Annotated in this window: 7 protein-coding genes and 1 pseudogene; 1 reads left to right on the forward strand and 7 read right to left on the reverse strand. The window is 57.8% G+C overall.

Annotation, left to right across the window (positions count from 1 at the left end):
• Nucleotides 1-99: 99 nt before the first annotated feature.
• Nucleotides 100-1,293, forward strand: coding sequence for an IS4 family transposase (locus BFQ00_RS07105; RefSeq protein ID WP_065933032.1), 1,194 nt, complete (start codon nucleotides 100-102; stop codon nucleotides 1,291-1,293).
• Between the two features lie 227 nt (nucleotides 1,294-1,520).
• On the opposite strand, the gene BFQ00_RS07110 is transcribed toward BFQ00_RS07105, so the two are convergent.
• The 7 genes and pseudogenes from BFQ00_RS07110 to BFQ00_RS07130 all read right to left on the reverse strand — a co-directional run.
• Nucleotides 1,521-2,123, reverse strand: coding sequence for a hypothetical protein (locus tag BFQ00_RS07110; RefSeq protein WP_065933033.1), 603 nt, complete (start codon nucleotides 2,121-2,123; stop codon nucleotides 1,521-1,523).
• A 145-nt stretch (nucleotides 2,124-2,268) separates the two neighbouring features.
• Nucleotides 2,269-2,793: a hypothetical protein gene (locus BFQ00_RS07115; protein WP_065933034.1), complete on the reverse strand. Its 525-nt coding sequence runs from the start codon at nucleotides 2,791-2,793 to the stop codon at nucleotides 2,269-2,271.
• Nucleotides 2,790-3,149: pseudogene (locus tag BFQ00_RS27775) on the reverse strand (polymorphic toxin type 43 domain-containing protein); the annotation flags it as partial. The gene BFQ00_RS07115 and the pseudogene BFQ00_RS27775, both read right to left, overlap by 4 nt.
• A 16-nt stretch (nucleotides 3,150-3,165) precedes the next feature.
• Nucleotides 3,166-3,636, reverse strand: coding sequence for a hypothetical protein (locus BFQ00_RS07120; protein WP_065883224.1), 471 nt, complete (start codon nucleotides 3,634-3,636; stop codon nucleotides 3,166-3,168).
• A gap of 408 nt (nucleotides 3,637-4,044) precedes the next feature.
• Nucleotides 4,045-4,317, reverse strand: a complete 273-nt coding sequence (locus tag BFQ00_RS28990) for a hypothetical protein (RefSeq protein WP_130184654.1) — start codon at nucleotides 4,315-4,317, stop codon at nucleotides 4,045-4,047.
• 2 nt (nucleotides 4,318-4,319) lie between these two features.
• Nucleotides 4,320-14,609 carry a two-partner secretion domain-containing protein gene (locus BFQ00_RS07125; RefSeq protein WP_242527121.1) on the reverse strand — a complete coding sequence of 3,430 codons (10,290 nt, stop codon included), beginning with the start codon at nucleotides 14,607-14,609 and terminating at the stop codon, nucleotides 4,320-4,322.
• Between the two features lie 31 nt (nucleotides 14,610-14,640).
• On the reverse strand, nucleotides 14,641-16,053 hold a 1,413-nt coding region (locus BFQ00_RS07130), incomplete at its 5' end, for a ShlB/FhaC/HecB family hemolysin secretion/activation protein (protein ID WP_065933035.1).

Raw genomic sequence — 16,053 nt, forward strand, 5'->3', positions numbered from 1 at the left:
CGATTTTTCTTACGAAAAATCAAGAAGTTGGAGTTATTGAAGAAGCCTGCATGAGTCGGCAACTTGGTTTGCACCACACAAAAACAAGATCCCAAACCCATGCAGGCCATCCGATTTTTACACAGAGCGCTCGCTCAAGCACTGCCTTCAATCCACTCTCGTCGCCTGACAACACTGATGAGTTGTGTCAGTTCGTTACTGCAAGGCCGCCGCCTGACGCTGACAGCGCTCGGACGTTTTATGCCAGGTCAGGCATTCCCCAAACATGCAATCAAGCGGGTTGATCGGTTACTGGGCAATCAACACCTCAGAGCAGAGCGTCCGCTGTTCTACTGGGTGATCCTGCGGGCATTGCTGGGGTCGGTGAAGCACCCATTAATCTTGGTTGACTGGTCCCGAATTGATGCTCCCGGCAACGCTTTTTTGTTGAGGGCCGCGATACCTCTAGCGGGGCGCTCATTCCCTATTTATGAAAGTGTTCATGAACGCGAGGGCTGCCCCAAATATCAAAACCGCCTGCTCAAAACACTGGCTGAACTACTGCCCGATGGATGTGTTCCAGTGATGGTTACTGATGCAGGTTTCCGGCGCCCATGGATGAAAGCAGTGGCCGCACAGGGCTGGTACTACGTGGCTCGTATACGAAATCGGGAGCTTTATCGTGGTGACGAAAATGAGTGGCTGCCCGTGCAAGATCTCTATGCTTTGGCCACTTCGTCACCCAAGTCGCTTGGTCGGGTCGAGATGACGCGTAGCGCTCCGCACTTGATCAATTTGTACTGCGTGCGACATTCAGCCAAGGGCCGAAAGCATCAACGAGTGACTGGCTCAATCGCCAAAAGTAAGCTCAGCCGACAGTCAGCCAGGCGTGAACGGGAGCCCTGGTTGCTTGCCAGCAATCTGAGGCAAGACGAATGGAATCCAGCAAAAATAGTGGCGATCTATAAGCGCCGTATGCAGATCGAAGAAGGCTTTCGAGATGTAAAAAGTGAGCACTTGGGATTAGGCCTGAATCTGCATCGAAGCCACTGTCCAAAGCGCATTGAGGTGTTGTTGTTGATTGCTGCTTTGGCCAACTACCTTCTGTTTTTAACGGGGTTGCAGGCACGAGAACGCGGCTTGGAGCGACGCTACCAAAGCAACAGCATCAAAGAAAAGCGAGTGCTTTCATTGTGGCGACTAGGCTTGGAATACTGGCGAATCTGCACAGATTTTGGAGGACGAGAACACATGGAAATATTGGAGCGGGCTCTGCGTGATGAGGTGCGCCATCAAGCGCAGAGCTTAGGGTGAATTTGTGGGGATCCTTCAGGGTCTGACCCCATTTTCCAAGTCTCCCTCTTTCACTCTGATTTGCATGCTGTTTTCCATATCAAGACCGACCGTCTACCGAACACTCGCACGCCAATCAATCGGGGTGGCTGTGACATGAGCGGGCCAGGAGGGGCAACGGCAACAGGTGCGTCGTCGAGGTTGATCCCACGTTATGGGTTGCGGATAGTCGCGATGTGTTTCGATAGTCATTGTGCAGTTCTTCCCTTCGTGCACGGATTAATAATCTGCATAACGCTCTTGCTAGTCCCCACATAGCTTCCTCCTGGTACAGCCAAAGCAGAATAATTCTTACGCCCTGTATCCTGAATAAAATTCCCTTGCTCACCCGTGAAGGTTTCAGTGCTTGGAGGTGCCAGTACACTCAGAAACTGGTCCTTCTTTTCGAGTGCTAAGGCACCAGTTATGGGGACTAACCTCAGCAGTGCGGCATAAGGCTCAGTGAATACGTAAAAATCACCGGCCTCGGTTCTTCCATTTTGCATGTGTGCACATTGAATATCGCTGGTGTTGATGACTACAGCGCTCTCATACATGCCGCCTTTAAAATATGCTAGTACTAGATTGGTCTTGGTCACTACACCAAGGCCGTTCCTAGGCTGGCACACGTTCAGATCGCCATAGGGAAATAAACACCAGTTGATTTGCGATATGGAGACGATATCGTCTGAGTTGAGCTTCAGATCGCGTTCTATATTGGCGCGTGCTTCCGGGGTTTCGTATGGGATTGCGCATGCACTCAAAAGAGCTGCAAGAGTGAGGACGAACGTTGATGCAAAAATCCGTTTCATAGCTTTCTTTTCCTAGGCAGTTCGCTATCAAGTCACGAGCGTGATGTAGTGCAGTGCCGGCAATCCGGATTCGCTATCTGAAATCTGGTCCGGTTCCTGACTGATAATCTCCTTGGCCACCTTATGAAGAACAGTGGCCTGACCCCTATTTCCCCAAAACTTTTAGCTGCTTAGCTATTTTTCTGGCCGAGTGACGTATTTTTTGAGTCTCTCCATCTTTACTCAACGCCTCCAGCTCCGCCTCTAAGCTATTAGATCTCGGGACGAATAAAGCCCATTTCAACGCCAAACCAGACCAGTACTCACTCTGACTTCTAAGACCTGCCAAAACAATTTGCTCAAATGGAAATAAGTCTATGAACTCCTCGGAAAGCCCATAACCTTTAAGTCCATCAATCATCTTGCAACGAACCACTTCTGGTAGATCTTCTAACACTGGCAGAAAAAATACACACGTAGTTTCGTCGCTGACTGTCTGAACAACAGAATCTGTCGATCTAGCCCAAAGCCCCTTGGAAGTAAGCCCCAAAAGAAAACGCCCCCCACACAACTTTGCTACAGGAAGCCAACTCAAATTAGCCCCTTCAGAGTTGTACTCAATTTTTTTTATCCAAGGAGCATCTAGTTCACCGAGCTCCATCAATAGCTTTTTTTTCAGATCATCTATCATCTAGATATCCCGTGAGTATGGGTAACATCCACCCCATGGCTGCTCATAAAGGACTTGAACTGCTCACGAAGCTCGGGAGTCCAGTTCATCCCGTAATGTCCGCTCCATTCATAGGTTCGAAGAACTCCATTTTCCTTCCAGATCCCGCCGCCGACGATAGCGTCAGATGAAGGGATTTTTCCAGCATCCAATATCCCATCATGCCCAAATTGATTCCGCCCCATGATGAAGCGCTGACTAGCCGGATCGTAAATAAAGTCAATAGGTTTTGAATTGCTCAACCCTTGTACAGCTTTAGAGGACGAATATGCATCACTGACTCCTAAGAAGCCCTTAGCTGGCCCACTGCCATTTGCCGCAGCTTTTGCACCATTAACTCACAGAGGTAAGGATCACCCCCTCACTGATCACTATTTCCTCTGGGATCTCATCATAGACAAAAAGCTCATCACCTAAGTTTAAAATGGATAGGCAAAAACCGTTATCAAACGAGAGAGCAACGCCTATCACTACGTCTTCTGCTAAGGACTGCACAAGCGATGCAGACACTAACCTCCTTCCTACAACATCGGAGAAATAAAGCTCACCAGAAATACAAAAAATATCTTGCCTACCGTATTCACCTAGATCGCAACTTGAAATCGGATTCAAAGAAAAACAGATAGACGCACCATCGGGTCCACCATACAGTTTCCCAATTTCAGAATTTTCAAATAGAAGGCCAACCTCTTGAGGGGCAGAATCCCTCTCGGAATAGAAAACATGGAATAGAGCATTAACTGACAGTAGTTTCTTCCCGAGCACCGTTAACAGCCAGGCAATCATAAGTCTAGTAGAGTTCATTACCTGACGCCTCCCTTTAATGCACTCTGTACAGATGGATTCTAAGTTACCCCATCCTTCAGGATAGTAACGAATGTTCCATCAGGCTTGGTAACAACCACATCATTACCCTTAACTCTGAAAAACACATCACCCCGTGCGCCATTTGCTCCTTGCCCAGCAAAAGTTCCAGGGATTACCTTTTCACGGTTACTCCCAACGTTATGAATTTTATCGAGTACCACTTTACGATCTGCTGGGCTAGCCGCGTTGCCGCCGAAATCTTCAACGTGCTTACCGAGTTTTTGCCTAGCTGCTTCGAATCTACCTTAAATACTGCACCAGCGCCTACGCCACTTGCAGGAATAGATGTGGCACCAGGTTTTGGAAGAAGACCGGACACTTCCCCTTTTGCACCAACTAGCTAAGTCAGAATGACTCTATAATTTTTTTCGCTAACCATGCCTCACTTTTATCTATAGATATGTAGCATCCTTCGAATGAGCCGCTTGTCAAAACAAGTCTATGCCCTGCATATTCAATAGTAACCAGAATTGAGTAAGGGCCTTGCTCACGCTTTATTTCTTCTGCATTTAGCTTTTTCAAAACAGCGCCAACAAATTCCTCAAAGTTTTCTTCTTCATACTCATTAAAATAAACAAAATGACCAAGCTCGGAACTAGACTCAGAAAAACGATTCATGCTCACATCCCCAACCCATTATTCACGCTTGTTCTAGATGACTGGGATTTTTCGATAATTTTGCGCCACAAATCATCCCCAGAAAGACCTTGTGACGAGTATTTATTAGCGATTTCCGACCACGCCCTATTGGGATCGCTCTTATTCAAAGAATCTGCCAAACCTCTGTTAGACATTAACTCTCTAGCTGTAGACCTTAAATCATTCCTCATGGCAAACGCCTGTTTAGCCTGATCTTCCAGAGACAATCCTGCATCAATTCGACTGGGAATTTCTGCCTCTTTGGATAAGTACCAAGCCCTAGCCTCTCTATCAGTTAGAGTCTTAGGTTGAGCAACATTGTCCCACCACTTTGTATAGGCAGCAGAATCATCGATTGCTTTTGCACCCGTTTTTACACCACCCGCAACAGCCAGCGCCCCGCCACCAAACACACCAAACGCCGTCCCCCCGAGAGTAGCATTCCCGCCCGCCACTTCCGCAGCGGCTATTGCAGCCTGGTTGCATGCCAGCGGAGCAAACGCGCACCCCATCAACAGTTCAGGTGTAGCCACTGCCAGCCCGAGAGCACCAGGTATATAGACCCAACCAGCAACATAATCATGGCCCGGCCCCTCATACCCATCGCTTCTGGCCAAGGATCTGAACGCCTCAGAGATCTCATCAGGTGTCTTGCCTTGCTCGATCATTTCAGCGCCGAGACTGGTCGCAGCAGCTCCCCAATTACCGCCCATATGTACGAAATCGTTGTAGCGCTGAGCATTCCCCGCCACCCAACTGGCTGTCTCGGGATCACCATTACCCAGAGCGCCCGCCAACACCCCAATAACTTGAGCGGTGGCTACTTTGAACTGAGGATTCGTAGCAAGCTGAGAATCCAGGTATTTACCAAGATTCTCTGTCGCAATAGTCGTCAATCCTTCCGCAGCAGCCCCTGCAAGTGCGCCTGTTTTGAAATCACCGCCCTTGGCAGATGAAAGTGCTCCGCCCAAGACAGCATGCATGAACACTTTTGAGGCTGTGCCAGGGCTGACTTCCAGATAATCCGCTAAATCACCGACTTGTTTATTTCCAAAAGCGGCGGTGAGATCGAGACCTTCTGAAATGGCCGCAGCACCGAGATTATCTTTTAAACTACCGCCGTTGATCGCAGTGTTAACGCTACCTGTGACCAATGCATGTGTGCTGCTTCGAAGTACGTTCTCACTAACCGTATTCCAATCCAGCATGTTTGAGGAATAGCCTGGGTTGTTGACACCATTGGCATTCAGAATCAAAGGACCGTCGGGATTCCAACCCGCCACAGCGGTATCTATGCCGGCCAAGATACCACTTGTAACCATCTGGGTTGCATAGCCTTTAATCGCATTTTTATTGGTTGCGGCTTTCAGGCCCGCACCAATGTCTCCGCCGCCATTGATAGTGCCTACAGCAAAGTTGCTGGCCATGGCTCCGGCGAGAGGCCCCAGATAGAAGCTTGCGACAATCGAGATAATCAGCGCGGGTGCAGCACCTAAACCTGAGTGCTTGTAATCCCAACTGTCATGAATCTCCTTCACAACTCGCCAATCAACTTGGCCGTTGGCTTCGGCTTGCTTGATCCACGCTAATTGAGGTTCAGCTTGAACCATCGCATCAATCGTTTGGCTGACTGTTTTTTGATCAATTTGTTTAATGTCGATATTGATCTTGCCAGCAGCACGGATAGCTAACTCACCCTGAGCCACCATTTGTGTCTGACGCAGCGTCTCGTCTGTAGCGCCCTTCCCCTTGGCACTGTTCCACGCCAAATCGCTTTTGCTCTTCTCATGACTCTCCTGATGCAGATCCTTCACCGCCTCAAACGTCACCGCCCCCCCACTGACAATCGCAATATCCCCGCCACTGTCGAGCTTCGCCGCCTGATACTTCTGATCCCCACCACTCTCCAGCGTCAGGTCACCCCCCGTCTTGATCTCGCTCCCGACATTCTTCACATCGGTCACTTCATCCCGCTGGGTCTTCTTGCTGCCCCACCCGCCCTTCTTGCTCATGTCATACAGCGAATAGTGACTGTCTTGCGCGGCAAGCAGTTGCAGTTCGTTATCGGCATGCACGTACGCTTCGTTGCCTGCGCTGATTTTGCTCGCGACCAGGGTCAGGTCGGTGCCGGCCACGGCGATCAGGTCGCCGCCGGCTTTGAGTTCGGCGCTTTGTTGGGTGACGCTGTCCAGTTGGGTGGTGGTTTTGGTCTGGCCTTTTTTGCCTTTGGAGTAGTCGTGCTGTTCGTTGGCGGCGGCGGCCAGGGTCAGGTTTTCGCCGGCTTTGACGCTCAGGTCTTTGGCCGCGCTGACGGTGCTGGCGACCACGGCGATGTCGCGTCGGGCGTCGATGGCGAGGTTGCCGCCCACCTCTACGCTGGAGCCGTGTTGCAGCAGGGTTTGTTCCGTGCTCTTGACCCGGCGGCGCTGGTAGGCGGCGCTGTCTTCTTCGGTCTGGCTGGCGATCACTACGTCGCGGCCAGCGGTCACGCTGGCGTTGCCGCCAGCCTTGAGATTGCTGCCTACGTTGAGCACATCCCGGCCGGCGTTAAGCCTCAAGGTATCGGTAGCTTCGAAGCGCGAGGCATCGCTGGCCACGTCGTCGCGCAGTTGGAATCGCTCGCCGTCACGCTTGAAGGTGGTGACGGTGCGCTCGTTGATGATGTCGCCGGTCACGGCCGTGGCGCTGATGTCGCGGCCGGTGATGATGCCGCCACGGCTGTTGCGGATCGAGTCGGTGGCGAGCATTTCCAGGCGGTTGCCGGCTTGCATCAGGCCGCTGTTGTCGATGTTGCCGGCGACCATGTTCAGGTTATTGGTGGCGCGCAGGGTGCCGCTGTTGTGCAGGTCGCCACCGCTGATCAGGCTCACGTCCTGGCCCTGGATCAGCGCGCCGTTGGGGGCCAGGCGGTTGTTGGCCTGAGCCAGGTAGAGCACCGGGGTCAGGACTTTCTCGCCGTTGACCTCGGCCTCTTCCATCCAGACGATGTCGTGGGTCAGCGCCGCCACTTGCTCGGCGGTCAGCGATACGCCGAGTTGCAGGTTGAGCGAGTCCTTGTAGGAGATGGCGTTGTCCATCAGGTAGCGGAACAGCGCGTCGTCGCTGGCGAGGCCGTTGATATAGCGCTGGCCGGTACGCGCCACCACGGCTTCGCGGATCAGGCGCTGCTCGTAGAGGCCGTCGCCCAGGCGCTTCCAGCTGGCGTCAGGGTTGTAGCCGAGTTTGCCGAGCAGGTAGTCGGAGCTCATGAACTGCTTGAGGTCAGTGAGCGCCGGGTTGGTTTCGATCAGGTATTTGTGGCTGTTATCCACCGGGGCAATGTCCGGCACACCCTGCACGCGGGTGACCGAAGGCGCGCGGCTGTCCAGCACCCGCGGGCCCTGGCCAGTGACCGCGCCGCTGACCGGCTGGCCATCGAGGCTGAAACCGCGTTCTTGCACGGCGCTGTAGTCGAGGGTTTTCTCGCGCTCGGCGGCGCTGACCACTCGCCCGTTCACGCTGAAGTCAGCGCTGCCGGTGGCGGTTTTACCCGCTGCGCCGGCCTTTGCGGCCTGGCCGCTGAGGCGGAACAAGCCGTTCTGACTGGTCGGCAAACTGAAGCCAGGCAAGGTCACCGGGTTGACCTGACGCTGGGCCAGGTCCGGCGGCAGTTGCGCAGTGATCGCCGGTTTGACCGTGGAGGCAAACACGTCGGAGTTGGTGTTGCGGTTTTGCGCCGGCGTATTGATATCCGTGGCGTTGGCGCGGATCACGCTGTTGTTGATTTGCTGCGTGGCGTTAACGGTGACGGAACCGGCCGCCTGAATAACAGCGGGGGCAATCACACGTCCGGCGGTGGCGACGACATAACTGGAGTCGTTGTAGAAGTTACCGATCCCGTCTCTCAGCTTGGCGATGGTCATTTCGCCGGGACGGTAGTCGGCCGAGTTGGGGTTGTTGTAGAGGTTGAACTGATCCCTGCGAGTGATAAACGTGTTGTAGACGCTGTCGTTGCGGGTATAGAACTCCGAGTCGAAGTGGCGATCTTCGCCACCTGCTGCGCCTGTGTTGTTCAGTACACCGGTATCGATCTGGATATTGCCCGCAGCCGAGATTGAGCTGTAGAGGTTGTCGACGGTTTGCGCGCCAACGGTCAGGCCTGCACCCGATGAGATGTACGCCGTGGGGGAACTGCCGGTGACGACGTCCTCGTAGCGCTCAACCGAGCGGAAGTGCACTTCACAGCCCTTGCCGTCACAGAAGTCGTCGTAGTAGGTGTCGAAGCTGCCCGACACCAGTTTCATTTCGGTGCTGAATTGGTCGCGGCGGTTGCTCAGGGTGTCGGCCAGCAAACGCATGTTGCCGGTGCTTTCCAGGGTGCCGGAGACGTTTTCGATCAGGACGCTGCGCCCGTTGGCGTCGTCGCGGGCGATGTCCAGGCCGCCCAGGCTGTAGACGTCGCCATAGCGGTTGCTGAAATCATTGACGCGCAACGTCATGTCGTTGCCGCTGAAGACCAGGCCCTTGTCGTTGAGCAGGTGAGTGGCGTTCAGGCGGACCTTTCCAGCGCCGCCCAGAGTGCCGTAGTTGTTCAAGGTGGTGGCGTTGACGGTCAGGTCGCCGATGGCGGTCAGGCGCCCGCGATTGTTCAGGGTGGTGCTGTTGATCCGGGTAAGTGCACCGCCGGCAATCCGTGCGTTATCGCCCAGGTCCATGCGGGCGCTGGTGAGGCTCATGGCGCCCAGGCTGCTGATGCGGCCGTTGCCGCTGTAGCCACCGGTCAGTGTCAGGTTGAGGGTGCCATCGCTGGCCAGCAGGCCTTCGTTGGTCCAGGTGCCGCCGACGCCGGTCAGGCTTTGTGCGCCCAGCAACTGGCCGCTGGCGGTCTGGGTGAACTCGCCGATGTCGAGGTTCAGGCGGGCGGCCTGAATCACGCTGCTGTTGGTCCACTTGGCGGCCGTGATGTCCAGTTGGCCGCTGGTGACGAAGCTGCCGCCGGCACGGGTGACCTGGTCGGACGTCAGGTCGAATGTGCCGCTGCCGGTGTGCACGATGCGCCCGCCGTTGTTGTCCAGGCTGGCCGCTTGCAGGTCGAGCGCTTCGTTGGCGCTTTCCAGCGCACCGAGGCGGTTATCGAACAGCCCCTGTGTGCTGATGCGGGTGGAACCGGTGCGGCCCATGGCCCGCAGCGTACCGCCCACGTTGCTGATGGTTTGCGCGGTGAGGCCCAGGGTGTCGTCGCTTTCGATCAGGCCAAAGCGGTTGCTCAGGGCGCCTGTCAGGCCGAAGTCGATGGTGCGCGCGCCGACCTTGCCGCCATTGCCGGCAGCCGTGCCCTGGTTATCGAAATCCTGGGCCGTGACCTTGAGCAAGGTGTCGGCATACACACCGCCACCCTGGTTATTCAAGGTGCTGGTGACGATACGGCTTTCACCGCCCAGGGCCGAGAGGTGCCCCAGTTGGTTGAGCAAGCCGCCGTTGGCGGTGATGTCCAGCGATTGCGCCTGGGTGATCCCGCTGCCGTTGTCGAACAGGCCGCTGACCAGTTTGATCCAGCCCTTGCTGCTGTTGAGTATGCCGCCGGCGCTGTTGACCACACTGGCCGTCTGCAGGTCCAGGTTGCCACTGAGGCTGTCGACCCGGCCGCCCTGGTTGTTCAGGTCGCCACTCAAACGTAGCCGATTATCGACTTGGCTTTGCAGCGTGCCTTTCTGGTTATTCAGGGTTCGGGCGGCCAGATCGAGCTTGCCCTTCTGGCTGAAAATCAGGCCGTCCTGCTGGTTGTTGATGTCACCGGCCAACAGCTTGATCACCAGGTCTTTCTGGCTGGCGAGGGTGCCTTTGTCGCGGTTATCCAGATCGTCGGCGAGGGTCAGGTCGAGCCGGTCCTGGCTGACCAGTTGCCCGCCCCGGTTGTCCAGGCTCGACGCGTTCAGCAGCAGGGCTGCGCCACTGGCCAGACGGGCGTTGTTGGCGTTGATCAGCGCACCGCTGAGGGTGCCTTCCAGGGTGCCCTGGCTGATCAGTTGACCCGCGCTGTTGTCCAGGCTTTGGCCAACCAGGGTGATATTGGCAGCACTGATCTGGCCGCCACGGTTGAGGATTTCACTCTGGGCATGGTTGAAGCCCATGTGCTGACCGGCGGAAATCAAGCCGCCGTTGCTGTTGTCCAGGCGCCAGGCGACGGTGAGGCTGACATCCGCCTGGCCTGAGATGATCCCTTGATCATTGTTCAGGCTGGCCGCGCTGATGGTTTGCGTGCCCTGACTGACCAGGGCACCTGCCGCGTGGTTATCCAGCGTGCCGGTGAGCGTGGTGAGCAGGGTACCGCTCTTGCTCGACAACGTGCCCTCGGCGCTGTTGTCCAGGCTGCCCCCGACGACCGTCAGGCCATTCCAGCCGGAGATCAAACCCTTGTCAGCGTTGACCACGGCATCCGCTTCGAGACGCAATTGATCGGCACTGAGGATGACCCCGCGACCACCGTTATCAATGCGCTTGGCGGCCACACTGAACGCCGTCTGGCTGGAGATTTCGCCTTGTTCACGGTTGGTCAGGTTGGCCAGGCGCGCGAAGGTCAACGGTCCATTGGCGCTGATCAAGCCCGCGCTGTTGTCCAGATCGCCGCCTTGCAGGTCGAGGCTCACGGCGCGTTCGCCGATCAAGCGGCCCTGGCGCTGGATCAGCTTCTGGACCGTGAGTTTCAAGTCGCCCTTGGACGAGATTTCTCCGCCCTGGCTTGAGTCCACACGCTGGCCTGCCAGGGTGAGATCGCTTTGGCTATTGATCAGGCCCGCACTGTTGTCGAGATTGGCGACGGTCAGGTTCAAGGCGTGCTGGCTGCCGATCACGCCGCTGCGGTTATCCACATCAGCTGCGGTGATTGTCAGGCTGCCATCGCTGACCAGTTGCCCGCCCTGGTGGTTATCCAGCGCGCCGGTGTTGAGCGTCTGCAGCGTGCCGGCCGAGAAGCGGCCCTTGTCGCTGTTGTTCAATGAGCCGGAGGTTGTAGTCAGCGCGGTAGCAGCAGAAATCAGCCCCTGGTTATGGTTGTCGAGAAGGCCTGTGACCTTCAGGTCCAGCGCGCCACGGCTGGCGAGGGCGCCACCGGCCTGGTTGTCCAGGCTATCGGCATCCACCTGCAAGAGGTTCCTGGCTGACAACACACCTTCGACGCTGTTATCCAACGCCTTGGCGATGCGCACCTGAAGGCTGTCGCCACTGATGACTTTGCCGCCCCGGTTGTTCAGCGCGTCGGCCGTCAACACGAAGGATTGGGTGCTGGAAATCTCGCCGCCCTGGCTGTTGTCGACGCTGCCCAGGTTGCTCAGCAGCAATTGGCCGGGGGTCGCAATCAGCCCGTGGTCGCGGTTGATCAGTTGCCCATGGTTCAAGTCCAGGTCGATGCGGGTATTGCTGACCAACTCGCCACGATCGTGTTGGTCCAGCCCGGTCAGGGTGGCCTTGACCGTGGACCTGGCAAAGATCGAACCTTGCTGGCTGTTGTCCAGTTGCCCGGCATTCAAGGTGATGCCGGCGTCACTGCTGATGCTGCCGCGCTGGCTGTTGTCCAGACCCGCGCTGCGCACGTCAACCTGTTGCTTGGCGCTGATCACACCGGCCTGGCTGTTGTTCAGCGCCGCGCTCACCAGGGTGGCCGTGCCATCGGCCAGCAGCTTGCCCGCCTGATTGTTCAGTTGGCCGTCGGTTGTAATCGACAGCGCGTTGGCGGCGGACAGAATGCCGCCCTGGCGGTTGTCCAGCGTGCCAGCCTTCACCGTTAACGCGCCTTCACTGAGCAAGGTGCCTTGGTCATGGTTGAGCAGGTCGCCTGTCAGGTTGATATTCAGGCCTTTCTGGCTGGTGATGCGGCCGCCCAAGCTGTTATCCAGTTGACCGCCGTTCAGTACGAGGCCCTCGCGTCCCGCCAGCAGGCCTTTGCTCTGGTTGAGCAGGCGTTGCACGGTCAGGCTCAAGCCGCTGTCACCAATCACCTTGCCGGCGTTGTTGTTCAACTGGTCGGCCACCAGCAGCACCTTGGCCTGGCTGGAGATCTCGCCTTGCTGGTTGAGCACGGTTTGGCTGCGCAAATCAACGCCGTCGGTGGCGGCAATGAGACCGCCGTTGCGGTTGTCCACCGAGGTGCCGGCAAGGCTCAGCACGCCTTCACTGACCAACTCACCCGCTTGCTGGTTGAGCACGCCGACGGTGGCCTGCAGATCGCCCTTGGCACTGATTCGACCGGCGCCGTTTTGCAGATGGCTGGCATTGAGCGTCAACCGGCTATCACTGCTCAGTTGGCCGCCATTGCTGTTGTCGACGCTGCCACCGGTCAGGGTCAATGCACCATCAGCGATCACCAGGCCGCCCTGGTTGGCCAGGGTATCGCCGTGCAGCGCCAGGGTGGTTTTACTCGATACCAGCCCAGCCTGGGCGTTGTTCAGTTGACCGACCTGAACCTGCTGGGCCCCTTGGCTGACCAGGTTGCCTTGATTGTGATTGTCGAGCAGCCCGGCGATGGTCGCGGTCAGGTTGCCCTGGCTGGCGACGGAGCCTTGGTCGCTGTTATCCAGGCTTGCGGCTTGCACCGTCAGCAGGCTGGTGGCGGAGAAAATCCCCAGGCGGTTATCAATGGCGCCGCTGGCGGTCACGTTGAGTTGGCTGCCCAGCAGTTTGCCGGAACGGTTATCCAGCGACGTGGCGCTAAGAGTGGTTTGCTGGGCGGAAATTTCGCCCGCCCGGTTGCTCAACGCCCCGGCAGTTACCTGGACCTGCTGTTGGCTCGCGACCAAGCCGTTATCGTTGGTCAATTGCCCGGCGTTGAGCGTCAGGTTCTTGAGGCCTATTACTCGGCCGTTGCGGTTATCCAGCGCAGCCGTCACCGTGACGTCGGTGCTGTTATCACTGTGCACCAAGCCAGCCGCTCGGTTATCCAGGCCGGTGGCATTGACCTTGAGCGCGTCGGCCCCCAGAACCCGGCCGCCCCGGTTATCGAACTGGCCTGCGCTGGCCACGGTTTTCACACCGCTCAAGGTGCCACCCTGGTTATCCAGGGTTTGTGCAGCGGCGACCGTCAGGGTGCGACTGGCAACCACGCTTTGGCTGTTTTTCAGGCTCGTCGCCGTCAGGTTGACGTCGCCGTTGGTATTGCGGCTTTCATCGGCATTCACGCCGGCCTCGATGATGCCGTTGTTGATCACCTGCCCGCTGCTGGTCAGGCTGATGCTGTCGCGCGCGGCGAGGCTTTTCTGGTTGCTCAAGCCTGTGGTGGTTTGCGCGTCGATTCGGGTACCGGCATACACCGCGCCCGTGGCGTCAAGCTGGTCGGCCTTGATCACCACCGCTTCGCTGGCCTTGGCATTGACCATGCTCAGGCGCCCATTGGCGTCGAGCTGGATATCCCCACCACTGGCCGCCAGGGTGCCGTCGAGCTTCACGCCCACACCGGCCTCGGTGCCCACCAGTTTGATCGCGCCGGCATACATGCCGCCCAAGGCAGACGAGTCGATCGCCAGCTCGGGTTTGGCGCTGCCGTCATCGGCGCGGGCGGTGGTTTTCAGGCTTTGTGCATCGACGTCGTTGCGCCCGGCGATGACGTTGAGTTCGCGGGCGTTGATTTGTGCGTTGATCTTGGCCGAGCGGGTGATGATGTCGAAGCGGTCGACGTTGCTGGCGTTCAGGCCTTCGCCGTCGATGGTCACCGCGCCGCCATCGACCTGGTAGCTTTTCAGCTGGCCGGTGGGGTCGATGATGGGTTTGCCGGTGGTGAGGGTGACGTTGGGGGTGTTGATGAAGCCGCAACCGGCGCAGGTCACGCCGTACGGGTTGGCCACGATGACCTTGGCCGACTGCCCCGCCACTTCGGTATAGCCGCGCAACTGGCTGGCGCTGCCGCCGTTGACTTCGTTGAGGATGACGCTGGCCGCGCCGCCCTTGAGGTTGGGGTTGCCGACAATGATCCCGCCCAGTTGGGTGTTTTGCAGCGCGCCGTTGGCGTTGTTGAGAATCACGCCGTTGGGACCGACGTTGTACTGCTGGAACTGGTTATGGGACAGGCCCGCGCCGTTGGGCGTGGCGATGTTCACCACCGGCACGCCATTGCCCGCCGCGCCCACCGTGGTACCCGGCGCACTGACCACAATGCCCTCGGCCTGGGCCAGCAGCGGCTGCCAGAACAGCGCATTGGCGAGAATCAGCGCCAGCCCGCGCTTGGGCAAACCGAAGAACGCGTTTCGCGGCTTCAGGGCGGCGGAAGGTTGGCGGGCCAGGAAGGCAAATTGTCGAACGTCCATTTTCAGTTTCTCGCTGCGGCGCAACGTTGAATTACAGGAAGAAATCCAGGCGGAAGTAGATCGGCGCTTCGCGCTCGGTGACGACGCCGGGTCTTTCCAGCGAGTGGGCAAAGGTCACGCTGGTGCTGACGTTCTTGCCACGGGCGAACAGCTCCAGGGAGTTGCTGGACACGCGGCCATGAACGTTGTCGTTGTAGCGGTCGTTGCGGATCACGCCCTGGTCGTAGCCGACGCTGGCGCCGTATTCGAAGAAGGCCGGGCGCATCCAGTCGAGGGTCACCGGGCGCGCCCAGCGCACTTCGTTGCGCCAGTAGCCGCCGCTGTCGCCGGTCAGCAACTGGTCCTTGAAACCGCGCACCGAAGCCGAGCCGCCGAGGCTCATGCGCTGGGGCGAGAACAGCGGGTCTTCACTGCGTTGGCCGGTGGCCAGGCTGCTGAAGCTGAACGACTCGCCCCACAGGCTGAACGGTTGCAGGTAGCTGACGGTGGCGGTGTATTTGCGGTAGCGCGAGTTCGGCTGGCGGCGACCGAAGGCGTCGCGCTCTTCCTGGGACTGGGCGTCGAGCAGGCCGATGCCGTTTTGCATGCCCAGGTCCAGGTTGACGAAGGCCGTGCCGATACGCCGACCGTGGTTGACGCCCAGTTGCAGTTCGCTGAGGCGGTTGCTGCTGGGCGGGGTGCGCACGTCGAGGATGTAGTTGTTGGTGCGCAGGTGCGCCAGGCCGACGTTGACCGAGGTCTTGCTCACGTCATCGCGGTGGATGACCCGTTCGGCGCGCAGTTGGTGGTTCTGGTTGTCGCCGTCCTGCTTGTATTTGAAGTCATCGGTCACGCCGAAGGTGCGGTAGTCGCTCTCGCTGTAGGTGTAACTGAAGTTCCACCAGCCCCACGGCACGTTGTAGTAGAGCATGGTGTTTTTCGAGGTTTTCTGGTGGTCGCTGATGGCGTCGTGGCCGCCGCGCAGAATCAACTGGTCACCCAGGCCCAGCGGGCTGTCCCATTCAAGGCCGGCGCCCCATTGCTGTTCGCCGGTGCTTTTCTGGCCGTCGTTATTGCGCGACAGGCTGGCGCGCCAGGGCTTTTGCGCGGTGTTCTTGACCACTACGTCGCTGCCGCCGACTTGCTTGCCGGGGGTCAGTTCCATTTGCGCCTGTTTGGACGGCAGGCGGTTGAGCTGGTCCACCAGTTGCTCGATTTCACGCAGGTTCAGCGCTTCGCCGACCTTGCCGGGAAACGCCATGGCCAGTTCGCGTTCGGTCACGGTGCTGCCTTCGGCGCTGCGCAAGGCTTCGAGCTTGCCTTCCACCACCAGCACTTGCAGGTGGCCGGTGGAGAGGTCCTGCTGCGGCAGGTAGGCGCGGCTGGTGACGCGGCCTTTGCCGAGGTAGTAGTCGGTGATGGCCTTGAGCAGGTCGTTGAGCTGGGACACGCCCAGGCATTGGCC

The sequence above is a fragment of the Pseudomonas sp. 28 E 9 genome (assembly GCF_900004785.1).
Classification (GTDB): Bacteria; Pseudomonadota; Gammaproteobacteria; order Pseudomonadales; family Pseudomonadaceae; genus Aquipseudomonas; species Aquipseudomonas orientalis_A.

Coding starts and splice junctions, on each gene's coding strand:
- BFQ00_RS07105 (WP_065933032.1), top strand. CDS start 100: ATGCAGGCCATCCGATTTTTACACAGAGCGCTCGCTCAAGCACTGCCT.
- BFQ00_RS07110 (WP_065933033.1), bottom strand. CDS start 2,123: ATGAAACGGATTTTTGCATCAACGTTCGTCCTCACTCTTGCAGCTCTT.
- BFQ00_RS07115 (WP_065933034.1), bottom strand. CDS start 2,793: ATGATAGATGATCTGAAAAAAAAGCTATTGATGGAGCTCGGTGAACTA.
- BFQ00_RS07120 (WP_065883224.1), bottom strand. CDS start 3,636: ATGAACTCTACTAGACTTATGATTGCCTGGCTGTTAACGGTGCTCGGG.
- BFQ00_RS28990 (WP_130184654.1), bottom strand. CDS start 4,317: ATGAATCGTTTTTCTGAGTCTAGTTCCGAGCTTGGTCATTTTGTTTAT.
- BFQ00_RS07125 (WP_242527121.1), bottom strand. CDS start 14,609: ATGGACGTTCGACAATTTGCCTTCCTGGCCCGCCAACCTTCCGCCGCC.